A 15608-nucleotide genomic window follows, 5' to 3' on the forward strand; every position below is an offset into this window, starting at 1 on the left:
CTCTCACCACTCGCGCTCTCGGAAGGCTCGCGCCGTGACGACCTCGTCCCGCACCCGTGTGTCCCTCGGCCTGCTGGCCGCCGCCCTGGCCCTCGCGCTGGGCTTCGGACTGCTGTCCGGTCCCGGTGCGTCGGGGGAGGGCGCGAGCGGTGCCGCCCGGCCCTGCACCAAGGCCGAGCTGGCCGAGCTGCGCGCCGCCGGCGACAACTTCGTCGGCCGCTGCCTGCTCCCCGGGCGGGACTGGACGGGCCTCGAGCGCGTCGAGGCCGCCGCCGACCAGGGCGAGGTCGACCGCTCGGCCAACGTCCGGCAGATCGCCCGGGTGCCGCTGAAGGGCGCGTTCGCCGCGGAGGACGCCTTCGGCACCGACCTGGCGTTCCAGGGCCGCTACGCCTTCGGTGGCAACTACCAGGGCTTCGCCGTGTACGACGTCCGCCGGCCGTCCAAGCCGCGCCGGGTCGCGCAGGTGGTCTGCCCCGGCGGTCAGAACGACGTGTCGGTGCACCGCAACCTGCTGGTGCTCAGCGTCGACTCCAGCCGCAGCGACGACTCCTGCCGCAGCGAGGCCCAGTCCGCGTCGATCAAGTCGTCGTGGGAGGGGATCCGGGTATTCGACATCTCGAACCCGCGCAAGCCGCGCTACGTCGCCGCGGTCGAGACCGACTGCGGCTCGCACACCCACACGCTGGCGCCCGCCAAGAACGGCAAGTCGGTCTTCGTCTACGTGTCGTCCTACGGCCCGGCCTCGGACCTGCCCGACTGCAAGCCGCCGCACGACCGGATCAGCGTGGTCAAGGTCCCGGTGCGGAAGCCGGAGCGGGCCCGCGTCGTCGCGAAGCCGAAGCTCTTCCCCGACGGCGGCAACCCGGGCAGCGGCGTCCCGCTCCTGGGGGTCAGCGAGACCAGCGGCTGCCACGACATCACGGCGTACCCGGCCAAGGACCTGGCCGCTGGCGCCTGCATGGGCGACGGGATCCTGCTCGACATCAAGCAGCGCGCGCGGCCGCGGGTGATCCACCGGGTCACCGACGACGCCAACTTCGCGTTCTGGCACTCGGCGACCTTCAACAACCGCGGCACCAAGGTGGTCTTCACCGACGAGCTCGGCGGCGGCTCGCTGCCGACCTGCAACCCGCTGACCGGGCCGACCCGCGGTGCCGACGGGATCTACGACATCGTCAACCGCAAGCTGGTCTTCCGCAGCTACTTCAAGATCCCGCGCACCCAGGGCGCGACCGAGAACTGCGTGGCCCACAACGGCTCGCTGATCCCGGTGAAGGGCCGCGACGTGATGGTCCAGGCCTGGTACCAGGGCGGCTTCTCCGTCTTCGACTTCACCGACTCGACCAAGCCGACCGAGATCGCGCACTTCGACCGCGGGGCGATCTCCGAGACCGAGATGACGCTCGGCGGCGCGTGGTCGACGTACTGGTACAACGGGCGGATCTACTCGAACGACATCACCCGCGGGCTCGAGGTCTTCCGGCTCGACGACCCGCGGACGCGCAGCGCGCTGAAGGTCAGGATGCGCGGGCTGAACGCGCAGTCGCAGGCGCGCTACCGGGGCTGATCCGGACGGTCCTCGACGGTCGGGCGAACTACAGATCTGTAGTTCGCCCGACCGCGTTGCGGGTCGCGTGGGACGCGTGATGCCATGGGTTTTCACATCTGTCACGGAGGCACCAAGCGTGCTCTCCCGCCCCATCTCTCGCGGAGAACTCACCCCCACATGCGCCTGCGCCCGACCGTCCTCCCGGCCCTCGCGGCGTCCCTCCTGGGGGCCTCGCTGCTCGCTCCGACGCCGGCTCACGCCACCGACCGCTGGGCCGTGCCCGCCGACGCCACGGTGACGATCACCGGCCACGGCTACGGCCACGGCCACGGCATGTCGCAGTACGGCGCGCAGGGCGCCGCCAAGCGTGGCCTCTCCCACGACCGGATCCTGGCCTTCTACTACCCGGGCCTGAAGCCGGGCCGCGTCGGCGGCCGGGTCAGCGTGCAGATCTCCGCCGACACCACCGACGACCTGCTGGTCCGCGCCCGCTCGGGTCTCACGGTCAAGGACCTCCGCGCCAAGAGGAGCTGGACGCTGCCGGCCAACGGCGCCCGCTACTGGCGCGTCGCGACCTCGCGGGCCGGGGTCACCCGGGTCGCCTACAAGACCACCCGCTGGGTCCGCTGGCGCACGCTCCGCGGGGACGGCGAGATCGCCGCCGGCGGCCGCCCGGTCACCCTGGTCACCCCGTCCGGCGACCGCCCCTACCGCGGCCGGCTGCGGCACGCCTCGGTGGCCGGCGGCGGCCACGAGACGGTCAACATCGTGTCGCTCGAGAGCTACCTGCGGGGCGTCGTACCTCTGGAGATGCCGGCGACCTGGAGCCCGGCCGCCGTCCGCGCCCAGGCGGTTGCCGCCCGCACCTACGCCGCCTACGAGCGCGCCCACCCCCGCTCGCGGCACGCCCAGATCTGCGACACCACGTCCTGCCAGGTGTACGGCGGGTACGCCGCCGAGCACCCCGCCTCCAACGCGGCCATCGCCGCGACCCGCGGCCAGGCGCTGCTCGACGCGGGCAAGCCCGCCTTCACCCAGTTCTCCTCCAGCAGCGGCGGCTGGACCTCCGCCGGCTCGGTGCCCTACCTGACCGCCGTCGAGGACCCGTACGACGGCTGGTCCGGCAACCCGGTCCACGCCTGGAACGTCCGCTTCCCCGCCGACCGCCTCCAGAAGGCCTGGCCGCGGATCGGCACGCTGCAGGCCATCCGGGTCACCGCGCGCGACGGCAACGGCGACTGGGGTGGGCGGGTCCGGTCGCTGACCCTCGGCGGGAGTGCCGGGTCGGTCACGGTCAGCGGCGACACGTTCCGCAGCGTGTTGGGGCTGCGGTCGACGTACCTGACGTTCAAGGTGTCCTGACGGCGGTCGGGTCCGCGCGGGGCCCGAAAAACTGACGCGCCGCGCGCTCGGCGCGCCGGGCGGGGAAGCACCCAAGGCGTCGGTTTTTCCGTGCCGATCGCCTGCGCCGGTGCGACCAGGCGGAGAGGATGGGCGCTCGCCCACCCCAGGTTCGGAGAATGATGCGCCCCCACCGGCTCGTGCTGTCCCTCTCGACGCTGCTCGCGTCGCTCGCCCTCGTCTCCACGACGACCCCCGCAGCCCAGGCCGAGGTCTGGTCGCACCGCGACGCGTCCGGCGACGTGGTGCGGGTGGTCCAGGGCGCGGGGAACAGCTCCGAGCCGGCGGCACCGGAGGACCGGAACGCCGACGTACGGCGGGTGGACATCGCCCACACGTCGCGGACGGTCCGCGTGGCCGTCCGGGTCCGCGACATGACGCGTGATGGCCAGTTCGGCCGCCTCCACCTGAGGATGCCCGGCGGCGTCGAGGTCATGGCCGAGGTTGCCCGCGAGGGGCGGGACACCACGTTCCTCCTGATTCCCTTGGGCGAGGACGAGTGGGCGGGCTGTGCAGATGCCTCGGGCCGGTTCCGCCCGAAGAGGAACCTGATGGTCGTCCGGATCGCCCGCTCCTGCCTCGGTGACCCGCGGTGGGTCCGCGCCAGCGTGGCCTACGGGACGTTCGAGGGCAGCTGGGCGAGGTCGCGCGTGTTCCACGTCGACGACGGGCTGCGCGATCGCGGCTACTCGGTGGCTCGCCTGCCGGGCTGGAGCCCGCGGGTCGCGGTCGGCTGACGCTGCCCGGCTCGATCGGCAGGTAGCGCTCAGACCGTCGGTCGCGGTGGGTCACTCCTCGGTGGTCCGCAGGGCCGCCCGCGCGGCGATGCCGGCGAAGACCACGAGGATCGCCAGTACGCCGGCCAGCGCCGCGATCGCGACCCCCGGCGCGGCCATCGGATACGCGACGCACTCGTAGTCGTCTGTGCACTCGATGGCCTTCCGCTGCACCGCCATCGTCACGCCCGCGATCGCCGCCACGCCGGCCAGGAGCAACCCGAGCCAGGTGGCCCACCAGACCAGGTCGACGTTCCGCTCGGCCTGCTCGGCCGGGGTGCGCTGGACGGACGGCGCCACGCCGGCCATCCAGTCGTCCTCGCGGCCCTCGCTCGTCATGGGGCGCACCGTAGTCGAGATCCGGGCCAGGGGAGACCGGTTCCGGCCGGTCGGGCCGTGCGCGATCGGGGCTGCGCCGTCGTCCGGAAAAGGTGACGGGCCACGTCGTCTGGCCGGCCTTGTATTCACGCACCACGCGTCACTTTCTCCAGCTCAACCGTTGGCCCGCGCGGTCGATCTCCCTTGACGATCGAGATCCTCACCTAAGGTGCTTCGCCATGAGTCGTGTCGAGCGGTGGGAGTCTCGAGCCGAGGTTCCCCTGCTGTTGCTGGCGGTCGCCTTCCTGGTGGCCTACGCCTGGCCCATCCTCGATCCGAGGATCGATCGCGAGGTGGCCTCCTTCCTCGGTCTCCTGTCGTGGACGACCTGGTTGGCCTTCGCCGTCGACTTGCTTGCTCGTCTCGCCCTCGCTGAGCAGCGCGGTCGATACGCGATGCGGCACTGGTACGACCTGGTCCTCATGTTGGTCCCGATGCTGCGACCTCTCCGGCTGCTCCGCTTGCTCGCTTTTGCCCGAGTGCTGAACCGTTCGGCCGTCGGCAACCTGGCCGGACGAGTCACGATCTACGTCTCTGGAGGCGCGGTCGCCGCTGTGGGGCTCGGAGCGCTGGCCGTCTTGGACGCGGAGCGCGGCGCCGACGGCGCGAACATCCTGTCCGCGGGAGATGCCTTGTGGTGGGCGGCGACCACAGTGACGACCGTTGGCTACGGCGACTACTACCCGGTGACGAACACGGGGCGGTTCGCTGCACTGGGACTGATGTTGGTCGGGATCGCTCTGGTGACGTCTCTAACTGCAGCGATTGCCACGTGGATGCTCGCCAGCATCCGGGCCCAGGACCAGGAACTACGATAGTTCGGCGCTCCTGACGCTCGTGAGCCTCGCAACGAGACCGAGGCAGATGAGACTTGCCTGCTGGTGGCCACGGTCCCTTCGTCAGGCGGGGAGTGCGCCCACTGGTGAGCCCGAGCGCCGCGATTGGGTGACTCGCCGCAAGCGCGTCATGCCACGCGCGAAGTAGCTACGTGCCCCGGCGACACGGCACCCAACCGCTCATAAGGAGGTATCTCAGCCCCCTTGTGACGCCCACCACTCCATGACAGGATCGCTCCCTGAAACCTTTCAATCTCGGAGGAGCTCTCGGTGCTTCAACCCCCATCGCAGGCGGCGACCCCGCCTCACCACTCCCATCCCGCCCGCCGGATCGCGGCGTCGTCGGTGGCCCTGGCCCTCGGCGTGACGCTGTGCGCAGCGGCGACGGCGACCCCCGCGCACGCCGCGGACGGGACCGCGCCGTCGGCGCCGACCCGGCTCACCGTCGAGGACCAGGCGCACCCGCTCGAGGTCGACGGGACACCCCGCTTCGGGTGGCTGCCGCAGGACGTCGACGGCAACGAGGTGCAGACGGCGTACGAGATCGAGGTCCGCGGCGACGACGACCAGGTCGTCTGGGACTCCGGCAAGGTCGACTCCGGCCAGCAGGCCTACGTCGACTACGACGGCGCCGACCTGGACCCCGGTACGGCGTACGACTGGACGGTCCGCACCTGGGACCGCGGCGGCCAGGTCTCGCCCTGGGCGCCGGAGGCGACGTTCGAGAGCGGCCTCGAGGACGGTGACTGGGGCGGCGCGCAGTGGATCCGCCGCCAGCCCGGCTCCCTCACCGGTGCGCTGCAGGTGCAGGACGGGCAGGGGCGCCACACCGGCGCGGGCATCACGGTCGCCAAGGCCGGCCGCGACTGGACCGACTACACCCTCGACGTCGACATCACCCCGCGCCGCAACAGCGCCGGCATCGTGCTGCGCGCCCCCGACGCCGCCAACGGCTACATGGTCGCGCTGGTGCCCGGCACCGGCGTACGCCACCACCTGCTGCAGGGCGGCACGCTGCCCAACACCTCCGGCGCCCGGGTGACCTTCCCGGCCACGGTCGCCGTCGACGCGACGTACCACCTGACCGTCCGGGTCGTCGGCGACACGATCACCTACCTCCTCGACGGCACGGAGCTCGGCCAGGTCACCCGGACCAACTGGGCCACCGGCACCGTCGGCTTCCGTACGGCGAGCGGCGAGACCGCCGACTACGACAACCTGGTCGTCACCGGTCCCGACGACGAGACGCTGTTCTCCGAGGACTTCTCCGGCGACCTCGCGAAGTGGGAGCGCAGCGCGGGGCAGGAGCCCGACGAGTTCACCTTCGCGCGCAAGCAGGTGACCCTGCCCGCCGGCACGATCACCCGGGCGCGGAGCTGGTTCGCCGCCGACGACACCTACGAGCTGTGGGTCAACGGCACCCGCGCCGACCGCGGCAGCAACCTCGGCTACCAGGGCAGCGCCACGCTGCAGGCCGAGCAGTACTACCAGACCGCCGACCTCACCGGCCTGCTCCGCCCGGGCCGCCAGACGGTCTTCGGCGTCGTCTCCCGCTGGTCGGGCAGCGGCCAGGGCCGCGCCGCCGGTACGCCGGGCCTGCTGGGCCGCGTCGTCGTCGAGTACGCCGACGGCTCCGAGTACGTCGTGACCACCGACGGCACCTGGCGCACCCGCCCGGGTGACTTCGTCGGGGTCGGCACCCGCAACGGCGAGGGCCTCTACATCACCCACCAGGACGCGCGGCTCACCGTGGCCGCCGGCGCCTGGAAGCGCCCCGGGTACGACGACTCGACGTGGGGCGCGCCGATCGTGATCGGGGAGCACCCGGTCGCGAACACGTTCAACCACCTCTCGGGCCGCCAGACCCGAGTCACCGAGACCGTCGTACGGCCGGAGCGGATCCTGATCGCCCAGGACGGCACCCCGGTCGCCGACTTCGGCAAGGTCATCCCGGCCCGCCCGGCGGTGCACTTCGAGGACGGCCTGGCCGGACGCACGATCCCGGTCCGCGCCAGCTTCCTGCTGGAGGAGAACGGCCGGGTCTCGACGTCGGGCGTCGCGACGCAGGGCACCGACATGCGCTTCCTCTACACCCAGGTCGACGGCGAGCAGGACTTCCAGGCCTTCGACCACCTCGCCTACCGCTACCTGGAGATCCCGGGGGCGGACGAGGACATCACCGTCGACGACGTCAGCGCCACCGTGCTGCACACCCGGCTCCCGGGCGAGGCGGCGACGTTCGAGAGCGACGACCCCACCCTGAACGCGGTGTGGGACCTGATGGACCGCTCGCTGGTCTACTCGGTCCAGGACACCTTCGTCGACACCCCGACGCGTGAGCAGGGCCAGTTCCTCCTCGACACGGCGAACATCTCCTACGGCCTGATGGCGACCCAGAACGAGCGGGTCGCGACCCGGGTCGCGATGCGGGAGTTCCTGGCCAGCCAGGAGCGCTACTGGAGCGGCGCCGAGGTCGACAAGGGCCGCTACAACGCCGTCTACCCGAACGGCGACGGCAAGCGCGACATCCCGGACTTCACCGCGCTGGTGCCCGACTGGGTCTGGCGCTACTACCAGGAGACCGGCGACCGTGACCTGCTCGCCGAGGCGTACCCCGCCATGGCCGAGACGGCCGGCTACGTCCGCCGCCACGTCGCGACCACCGGCGCGACGCAGGGCCTGGTCACCGAGCTCACCGGCGGCTCGGGCCAGTACCTCTACGGCATCGTCGACTGGCCGGCCTCCGGTCGCTTCGACTACGACATGACCGCCACCGCCCGGACGACGGTCAACGCCCTCGGCGTCAACGTGCTCCGCACCGCCGCCCTGATGGCGAAGGAGCTCGGCGAGCCCGGGGCCGAGGCGTACGACGCCGACGCGGACGCGATCGCCGAGCGGATGAACGCGGTGCTCCGCCAGCCCGACGGCAGCTACCACGACGGCATCCGCGCCGACGGTACGCCGAGCCCGCACGCCGGGCAGCACGCGACGTCGTACGCCATTGCGTTCGGCATCGCGCCCGAGGCCGACCGGCCGGGGCTGGCCAAGCAGATCGGCGCGATGGGCATGAAGCAGGGCCCGATGACGTCGCACTGGCTGCTGAAGGCCCTCGGTGACGGGGGAGCGGAGCGCGAGCTGCGCGGCCTGCTCACCAACGCCGACGACCTCGGCTGGGCCAAGACCCTGAAGGACGGCGGCACGTTCACGCCCGAGGCGTGGGTCGCCGAGGGCTCGGCCAACAGCCTGTCGCACGGCTGGGGCTCCCAGGCGATCGTCGACATCCAGCAGGACGTGCTCGGCGTGGACCTGACCAGAGCCGGCGCCAGCGACGTTGCCCTCCGCATCCCCGACACCGGCCTCACCCACGCCGCGGGCACCCGCCCCACCCAGCGCGGCCCGGTCAGCACCGACTGGACCCGCCGGGGCAGCGACGTCACCCTCACCGCCGGCCTCCCGGTCAACGTCGAGGGCGTCGTCTCCCTCCCGGCCGTCGCAGGCCGGACGTACGCCGTCCGCGGCCCGAAGGGCGCCACGGCGACGCCGCTGGAGACCGTCGACGGCCAGCAGCGCTGGGCCGTCGGGTCGGGCACGTGGACGTTCACCAACGTCCGCGCCACCCCGCCCACCCCGCCGAACCCGCCTTCGACCGGCCGGGTCTCCTCCGCGACCAAGCTGACGGCGGAGCGTCGGAAGAACCGGGTCCTGCTGGTCGCGCGCGTCCGTGCTGAGGACGGGGCGCGGGTCAAGGGCGGGAAGGTCGTCTTCCGCTCCGGTGAGGGACGTCTCGGCGCCGGCACGGTCAATGCTCAGGGGCGCGCTGGGATCTGGGTGCCGCGTCAGGTGCGACCCGGACGGATCGCCGTGCGTGCGCTCTTCAAGGGGACGAAGGGGGTCAAGCCCTCCCGCTCGGCGCGGGTGATTGTGCGGGTACGCCGCTGAGGCGTATCTGGTGAAAGCGGCCGGTCCGGGTGCCCGTGGGGGTGCCGGGGCCGGCCGCACCGTCGCTTCTTCCTCGCCTATGCAGTAGCCGACGCGCTTCTCGTCGGGGCAGGTGCCAGCTCGTCGCGATCACTGTGCAGTCATCGAGGACGAACGCGCCGCGCTCACTACCGGAACGCTCAGCGATATCTGCGGTGCAAGTGGGCACCCTCAACAGCCAGACCGCTGGACGCCATCAGCCCTGAGCGCCCTCTCGCAGCCTCCGAGCGTGGTGGCGCTGAGACTGAGTCCGACTTTGCTCGCTCTCTAACGCAGCCAGCTCTTCGACGAGGTAGTTCACCGGGACGCCTTGGTGGAGCCAGGCCAGTGCGAGGCCCGGCCAGCAATCCGTCGTGCAGGTCAATGCGAATCGCACCAGTTCAACCGGATCGTAAGCACGACCGGCATCCTGATCGAAGCGCCGCTCCAGATCAGACAGATATGGCGTCTGAATCCCCCCGGCGAGTCCGGAGACTTTCTAGTCTGAGACTCCAGCGATTGCTGGGGTCTGGTGGTGAGCGTAGTGAGCGGCCTCTGCCTCGACCGGGGTGAGGTCGTCGCAGTACTCGAACGGTCGACGGTGGTTGAACCAGTCGACCCACTCGGCGGTGGCGATATCGAGGTCGTCGAGCCCCTTCCACGGCCTCCTCGGCTTGATCAGCTCGGTCTTGTAGAGCCCGATCACGGATTCAGCGAGGGCGTTGTCGTGCGAGGAGCCGACCGCGCCGGTCGAGGGCTTGATCCCGGCGGCGTCAAGGTGCTCGGAGTAGGCCACGGACAGGTACTGCACGCAGTGGTCGTGGTGCGCGATCAGACCAGCCAGGTCCTTGTTGCCGCGGGCCTCACGGCTACGGGTCCAGATGGCCTGCTCGACGGCGTCGACGACGAACTGGCTGGTCATCCTGGTCATCGTGGTCGCGACCGACCAGCCCAGGATCCGCCGGGCGTAGGCGTCGATGACGAACGCGGTGTAACACCAACCCGACCACGTCGAGACGTACGTGAAGTCCGCAACCCACAACCGGTCCGGCGCCAAGGGCCGGAAGTTGCGGTCAACCAGGTCGAGCGGCTTGGCCGCCTTCGGGTCGCTGATCGTGGTCCGCTTGATCGTGCCCCGCACGGCACCGGCCAGCCCGAGCTCGCTCATCAGCCGTTCCACGGTGCACCGCGCGATCGGCGGCGCCCCGGCCGGCCGTTCTCGGTTCAGGGCGAGCCAGACCTTCCGGGCGCCATAGACGCCGTCGTTCGACGCGTGGACTGCGGCGATCTTCGCTTCAGCTCCTCGTCGCGCTGCTCACGGGCGGTGGGCTTGCGGCCGCGGTGTTCGTAGTAGGTCGCGGGGGCAATCTTCGCGCCCAGCTCGGTGAGCTGGGCGCAGATCGACTCGACACCCCATCGCAGACCCGGCCCGTCGGCATCGTCGTGGCGGACACCGACGTGCTCGTCGATGTAGGCCACGATCAGCGCTGTTGGTGGTGGGGCCGGTCGAGTTCGGCCGCGAAGAAAACCGAGGCGCTCTTCAAGATCGCGTTGGCCCGCTTCAGCTCGGCGTTCTCTCGCTCCAATCGCTTCAGTTCCGCGGACCTTTCGGTGGTGACCCCGGGCCGCCGACCGGCGTCGATTTCGGCCTGGCGGCACCACTTCCGGATCGTCTCCGGCGTCCCGAATCCCAGCAGCGTGGCCACCTGCGTCATCGCGGCCCAGTCCGACTCATAGTCGGGCCAGAGCTCAACGACCATCCGGACCGCCCGCTCACGCAGCTCGACCGGGTACCTCTTCGATGTACTCCCTGACATGACTCCATCCTTCCCAAGCAACGGAGTCTCCGGACTCGCCGGCGGGATTCACCGCGCACTACGCAGCAGAGCGCCGGAAGGACCCGAAGGTGCGCGTGGCCGCGAGGGAGGCTCCAAGCGCTCCCACGTGAAGCAGAGGGAGGGCGCGAGACACGACGCCTGACCGAACCTCCGTCCGGGCCCCAGCCAAGAAGGCTGGGGCCCTCTCCGTTTCTGGGGACGCCGTCGCAGGGCGGGTGGTAGACAGACCCCGTGCCGCATTCCTTGCAAGAGACTCCCGACCTCGCAGACCTCCTCCTCGATGAGTTGGAGGTCCCTGCCGAGACGGCCGAGGGCCTGGACCTGGTCGCGGAGGTGGAGCGCCTGCTCGGTCTGCCTCGCGGCAAGGCGGAATTCCTGGTGACCGAGTCCGAGCGGCTGTACGTCGAGCGCATGCGCGAGCGCTTCTCGGACATTAGGGTCGCCGAGAGGCTCAAGCGGACGAACCCGTTCCTCCTTCGCATCCGGGGCGCAAGGACCGTCGAGGACTGGGCGACGCTCCAGGTTCAGAGCGCCCTGTACTCCTCCGAGGAGGAGGCGACCGGGCACCTGCTGGAGGCGATCGCCAAGATCTGCTTCCCGGGCGGGCGCGAGCCCACGTACACCGACGATTTCGACCTGGAGACGCCGGGTGGTGGGCCCGACGATATTGACGGCTACCAGATCAAGATGAGCTGGGACTGCATGCCGATGAGCTCGCGGAAGAACCTCTCCAACACCATTAGGCAGCTCGAGCGCGTCTACTCCGACCAGGGCAAGACGTTCACCGGCTATTTCGCGCCTTGCTACGGCAAGGCGACGACCACCAGCCCCGCCGGCCAGGCGTACGTCTCGATGGCTAGCCGCGAGTTCTGGCAGCGCGTCGGGGGCGGTGACGACGGGTTCGACGTCAAGGTCGGGGAGGTCTGTGCGCTGCTCTGCTCGGAGTTCCGAGCCGAGGTGCTGGAGACCCTCGTGCCGCAGCTCGTTAAGAGCCTGGTGAGGGCCGCGACGCCGCTCATCGGTGACCGCGACGGCAACCTCGATTACAGCCGGCTGTTCCGGCGCATTAACAAGTAGCTCACTCAGCCCGCGGCGGCCAGGTTCTGTTCGCCGTCCAGCTCCTCGCGCACGTGGGCGCCGACGGCGGCCGCGAGACCGACCGGCACCGCGTTGCCGACGAGCCGGTACTGGTCCGCCCGTGAGCCTACGAACTCCCAGTCGTCCGGGAAGGTCTGGACGCGGGCGCACTCCCTGACGGTGAGCGGCCGGGCCTCTGTGGGGTGGCACAGTGAGGTGCTGGCGTTCTGCGGCTCGGTCAGGATCGTCGGAGAGGGGCGCGTGCGGGACAGTCTGCGCCAGTACCCAGAGCGGCCGCCCTTCGCGTAGAAGGCGCGACCCATTGATTCGCGCTGCGCCTCCTCGGGCAGGTCGCGCCAGTTCCCGCCCTCGGGGACCATCTTCAGGTACTTGAGCTTGCGCTCACTAAAGACTGCGCAGGGGGAATCGTCCTCGGTGAGCCCATCGAGCGCGTCCCCGAGGGTTCGCCACGGCTCGGAGAAGAGGCCGGCCTCCTTGGCGTGCGTCGGCTCGGGGAACGACACCGGGGTGCCGTCCCGGTAGCCCAGAACGAAGACGCGCTGTCTGGTCTGCGGAACGCCGAAGTCGGCCGAGTTGAACTCGCGGAAGTCGACGGTATAACCCAGCGCCTTGAACGCGGCCATGAGCGACCGGAACAGAGAGCCGTGGAGGTCATCGATCTTCACGCCGTTGTTGTTATAGGGGAGCTCGCGCCAGCGCTCGGACGCAGATAGGAGGCCCTTGACGTTCTCCATCAGGAAGGCGCGCGGTCTGAGCTCGTCGACGAGCCGCACAAACTCGAATACCAGCGGGCCTCGGTCGGCGTCGTCCAGTCCGCGCCGCCGGCCGGCCGTGCTGAAGCTCTGGCAGGGCGGTCCCCCCGCGAGGAGGTCCACCTCGCCGGCGGCCAGACCCGACTCGCGGCAGATGTCGTCGGCGGCCAGTTCCGCGACGTCCCCCGCGAAGAATGGTAGGCCCGGCCGGTTCTTGCGGGCCGTCTTGACCGCTGCCGGCATGTTGTCGGCCGCGAACCGGAGGTCGAAGCCGGCGCTCTCGAGGCCGAGGTCGAGGCCCATCGCTCCGGAGAACACGGATACGCACTGTAACGCCACTCTCATCTACTCCTTCAGGCTTGCGACTTGTTCGACCCGGAACATGCCGTTCCTGAGGTTAGCCGGGGCCGCCGACGCTCCGGGGTACGCCGCCGGGTGCGCCGCCTGTGCTTCGGTCGCGAGCGGACGATCGCGGGCCGTGGCGCCGTCGAGTACTTCCGGGCCATCAGAACGAGGGCGGGAGTCAACGCAGCGCTCCCGTTCACGTCCTTCGCCCGGCCTATGCGGCCGTGCCGTTGCGCTTCGCGAGCCAGGCCTTGCCCTTGTTGCTGATCGCGCGGGTGTCCGGGCCTGTCTTTTCGACGTAGCCCCGGCTCGTCACCGACCCCGGGTTCCCCATGCCGGCCTTCTTCGACGCGACGCGGACCTGCGCCAGGGTGAGCGTCCCGCCCGCGTCAACGAACGCCTGGAGGTACTTGACCCGCTTCGCCTCGTACGCCGGTAGCTCCGGCGGGACTGTGGACGACGTAGCGGTGTCCGCAGGGGCCGCCTGCCCTGGCCCCGGTTCGATGACGTCGGCGAGCTCGAGTGCCGCCCGTCCGATTATGCGGAGCACCTCCGCGTACACCTCTTTCTCCATGCGATCATCTCCTTGGCATTGAATGGCAAGAGCCTACACGGGTCATCAAGAGCCATGGTGAGCCTCCGCCAGCCTCCATCTGCCGTCGCTCCCGAGCGCTAGTCGTCGTAGTTTTCGTGTCCAGTAGACCGCCTGCCACGCGACGAGCGCCGCAAGGACCGCACCGAGCGCCTCGGGCGCGGCCATCCCGTCATCAATGACGGGGACGAGGTAGCCCAGCCCCGCGACCGCCGCCGCGATCCACGCTTTCGTCGTCCTCCGTATGAACGTCATCCCTCGTCCTCCTCGTGCGCTGACAGTTCTCGAGGAGGTCTGCGGCGTCAAGGTCGAGGCTGCCCTCGCCGACCCGCTCCGCGCAGTCGAAGCGAAGTTGGTCGCTGACGCGAAGGGCGGGTTCGAGGGTTGGCGGGGGAGCATCGGCCAGGTCTACCCCGGCGATGCCGAGTTCGACGCCTCGATCTACAGGTCGGGACTATTCGCATGACGCGGAGCGGCTCCCTTTTCGAGTTCGAGTTCTTCGGAGAGTTCGAGGGGGATCTGACCGCTGAGCTCCAGCGAGACGACGTCAACGGCCAACTGCAGGGCACGACTGGTGCGGCTTTCCTGTCCGGCACGTTCGGGCTCGACCTCGACTGGGACTCAACGGACGATACGGACCTGCGGCTGGTGGATGTCGACGTCTACCTAGGCACCAGTCACTTCTGGATCGACTGAAGAGCCCGTCATGACGTGCCGGCGATCGTCGGAAACCCGGTCGCCCACACGATCGCCACCCTCGACCTGTCGAGGTAGCGCCCGCCCTTGCCGCGCCGGATCCGGAGGACCCCGCCCTCCAGCGGCCGGCGAGGACCGTGCGCCGCTCCAGGTCGTCCCCGGCATCGTCCCAGGCCTCCCGGACCAGTCAGGCCGGCGAAGGTCCAGGCGTAGGCGTCCGCTGAGGCCGGGGGTGCTTTCCTGAGGTCCGCGCGCGCCCTCTTGAGCGCGGCCAGGCGCCCGACCAGCAATTCCTCCAGCTGGGGCCGCGACACCGTCTGGTGGCACGACGGGCACGACAGCGACGCGCGGCCCGAGGTGGTGCCCCGGGTCATCGTGCGCTCGCAACCGTCGCACACGGCCAAGCCCGCGAGGAGCGGCGTCGTCACCGCGGACGGCCGGGGCTTGCGCCTCGGGTCGGTCATGTCGTCGAGCAGGGCGAGGAACTGACGCCGCTCGGCTGGCGTCACCACCGCCAGCGCCTCTTCGAGGCGGGGCAGCCCGTCGGGGCCGCGCACGACGTCGTCGCCACGCCGGGTCATGCCTGCGAGAAGCGGCGACCGGAGCATCCTCTCGACGGTCCGGTAGTTCCAGCCCGCCCTCGACCGGCTGCCCTGCGAGGCCGTCGGCAGCGGCGCGCCCTCGGACTCCAGCCAGCGGAGCGCTGAGTAGACCGACCCGCCGCCGAGCACCAGGCGCGCGGCGCCTTCGACGAACGGCGAGGCCGCGGGATCCCGCGCCAGGTACCAGCCCGGCTGGCCCTCCCTCCGCTCGGTGACCCAGCCGAAGGGGACGGTGCCGCCCGACCAGCGGCCGGCGTCGGCGAGATAGGCCTTCGCGGCGGACACCTGGGCCGAGATTGACGACGCCTCCAGCTCGGCGAAGGCGGCGAGGATCGTGGCCACCACGCGCCCGATTGAGGTGGTCATGTCGATGCTCTCCTCGACCGACACGACGGCAGCGGGGGAGGCACGGCCCTGGAGCGCCTCGTCGGCGTGGAGGAAGTCGATCGTCTTGCGCGCGAGGCGGTCGAGCTTCCAGATCACCACCGCGTCGTACGGCTCGGCCGACGCCAGGAGCGACCGCCAGCCCGGCCCGTCCTTGGGGCCGGTTGGCCGACGCAGAGACGCCGTCGTCGACGGCCTCGAGCGCCACCGACCACCCGCGGGCGTCCGCGTACCTGCGGCCGGCCTCCAACTGGCGGGCGATGGAGACCGACTCCTCCTTGGAGACGGACAGGCGTGCGTAGATGGCGACTCGCTTGCTCACCCGCTCAATGTGCCGTGTATCTGCTTGCCTGCACCCAAGCCGAGAAGACGACCTTGCTCCTCGGCATCGCCGGGCAGCA

The 15608-nt window shown here is 70.6% G+C and carries 12 protein-coding genes and 2 pseudogenes; 7 read left to right on the plus strand and 7 right to left on the minus strand.

Features of this window, described 5'->3' with window-relative positions; genetic code table 11:
* Positions 1–34 precede the first annotated feature (34 nt).
* The 3 genes from BLT76_RS01790 (at position 35) to BLT76_RS01800 (ending at position 3690) form a co-directional block, all read left to right on the plus strand.
* On the plus strand, positions 35–1570 hold the full coding sequence (locus tag BLT76_RS01790; RefSeq protein ID WP_090850145.1) for an LVIVD repeat-containing protein: 1536 nt from the start codon (positions 35–37) through the stop codon (positions 1568–1570).
* Positions 1571–1729: 159 nt separating this feature from the next.
* Positions 1730–2914, plus strand: a complete 1185-nt coding sequence (locus tag BLT76_RS26505; RefSeq protein ID WP_170866901.1) for a SpoIID/LytB domain-containing protein — start codon at positions 1730–1732, stop codon at positions 2912–2914.
* Between the two features lie 158 nt (positions 2915–3072).
* The gene (locus tag BLT76_RS01800) at positions 3073–3690 is read left to right on the plus strand and encodes a hypothetical protein (RefSeq protein ID WP_090850149.1); all 618 of its coding nucleotides are present in this window, start codon (positions 3073–3075) and stop codon (positions 3688–3690) included.
* A 51-nt stretch (positions 3691–3741) separates the two neighbouring features.
* Here the strand turns inward: BLT76_RS01800 and BLT76_RS01805 are convergent, their stop codons facing one another.
* Positions 3742–4068, minus strand: a complete 327-nt coding sequence (locus tag BLT76_RS01805; RefSeq protein WP_090850151.1) for a hypothetical protein — start codon at positions 4066–4068, stop codon at positions 3742–3744.
* Positions 4069–4286: 218 nt separating this feature from the next.
* On the opposite strand from BLT76_RS01805, the gene BLT76_RS01810 reads away from it, so the two are divergent.
* Together BLT76_RS01810 and BLT76_RS01815 are read left to right on the plus strand one after the other, a co-directional pair.
* The gene (locus BLT76_RS01810; protein WP_090850153.1) at positions 4287–4925 is read left to right on the plus strand and encodes a potassium channel family protein; all 639 of its coding nucleotides are present in this window, start codon (positions 4287–4289) and stop codon (positions 4923–4925) included.
* Positions 4926–5213: 288 nt separating this feature from the next.
* On the plus strand, positions 5214–8882 hold the full coding sequence (locus BLT76_RS01815; RefSeq protein WP_139175375.1) for a family 78 glycoside hydrolase catalytic domain: 3669 nt from the start codon (positions 5214–5216) through the stop codon (positions 8880–8882).
* A gap of 517 nt (positions 8883–9399) precedes the next feature.
* Here BLT76_RS01815 and BLT76_RS01820 read toward each other — a convergent pair.
* Positions 9400–10717, minus strand: a pseudogene (locus BLT76_RS01820) (IS3 family transposase).
* Positions 10718–10969: 252 nt separating this feature from the next.
* On the opposite strand from BLT76_RS01820, the gene BLT76_RS01825 reads away from it, so the two are divergent.
* Entirely contained in the window at positions 10970–11815 is an 846-nt protein-coding gene (locus tag BLT76_RS01825; protein WP_090850157.1) for a PmeII family type II restriction endonuclease, read from the plus strand.
* 5 nt (positions 11816–11820) lie between these two features.
* On the opposite strand, the gene BLT76_RS01830 is transcribed toward BLT76_RS01825, so the two are convergent.
* From BLT76_RS01830 to BLT76_RS01840, 3 genes are all read right to left on the minus strand, one after another.
* Positions 11821–12906, minus strand: coding sequence for a DNA cytosine methyltransferase (locus BLT76_RS01830; RefSeq protein WP_170866902.1), 1086 nt, complete (start codon positions 12904–12906; stop codon positions 11821–11823).
* Positions 12907–13147: 241 nt separating this feature from the next.
* Positions 13148–13507 carry a hypothetical protein gene (locus BLT76_RS01835; protein ID WP_090850161.1) on the minus strand — a complete coding sequence of 120 codons (360 nt, stop codon included), beginning with the start codon at positions 13505–13507 and terminating at the stop codon, positions 13148–13150.
* Positions 13508–13552: 45 nt separating this feature from the next.
* Positions 13553–13780, minus strand: coding sequence for a hypothetical protein (locus BLT76_RS01840; protein ID WP_090850163.1), 228 nt, complete (start codon positions 13778–13780; stop codon positions 13553–13555).
* Positions 13781–13987: 207 nt separating this feature from the next.
* Here BLT76_RS01840 and BLT76_RS01850 point away from each other — a divergent pair, with 207 nt between their 5' ends.
* Positions 13988–14221, plus strand: coding sequence for a hypothetical protein (locus BLT76_RS01850; RefSeq protein ID WP_090850167.1), 234 nt, complete (start codon positions 13988–13990; stop codon positions 14219–14221).
* Between the two features lie 8 nt (positions 14222–14229).
* Here the strand turns inward: BLT76_RS01850 and BLT76_RS01855 are convergent, their stop codons facing one another.
* Complete coding sequence (locus BLT76_RS01855) at positions 14230–15384, minus strand: recombinase family protein (RefSeq protein ID WP_257025144.1); 1155 nt, start codon at positions 15382–15384, stop codon at positions 14230–14232.
* Positions 15359–15529: pseudogene (locus BLT76_RS26680) on the minus strand (recombinase family protein); the annotation flags it as partial. The gene BLT76_RS01855 and the pseudogene BLT76_RS26680, both read right to left, overlap by 26 nt.
* Between the last annotated feature and the right edge of the window lie 79 nt (positions 15530–15608).

The sequence above is a fragment of the Nocardioides lianchengensis genome, from assembly GCF_900101465.1.
In the GTDB taxonomy this organism is placed as follows: Bacteria; Actinomycetota; Actinomycetes; order Propionibacteriales; family Nocardioidaceae; genus Nocardioides; species Nocardioides lianchengensis.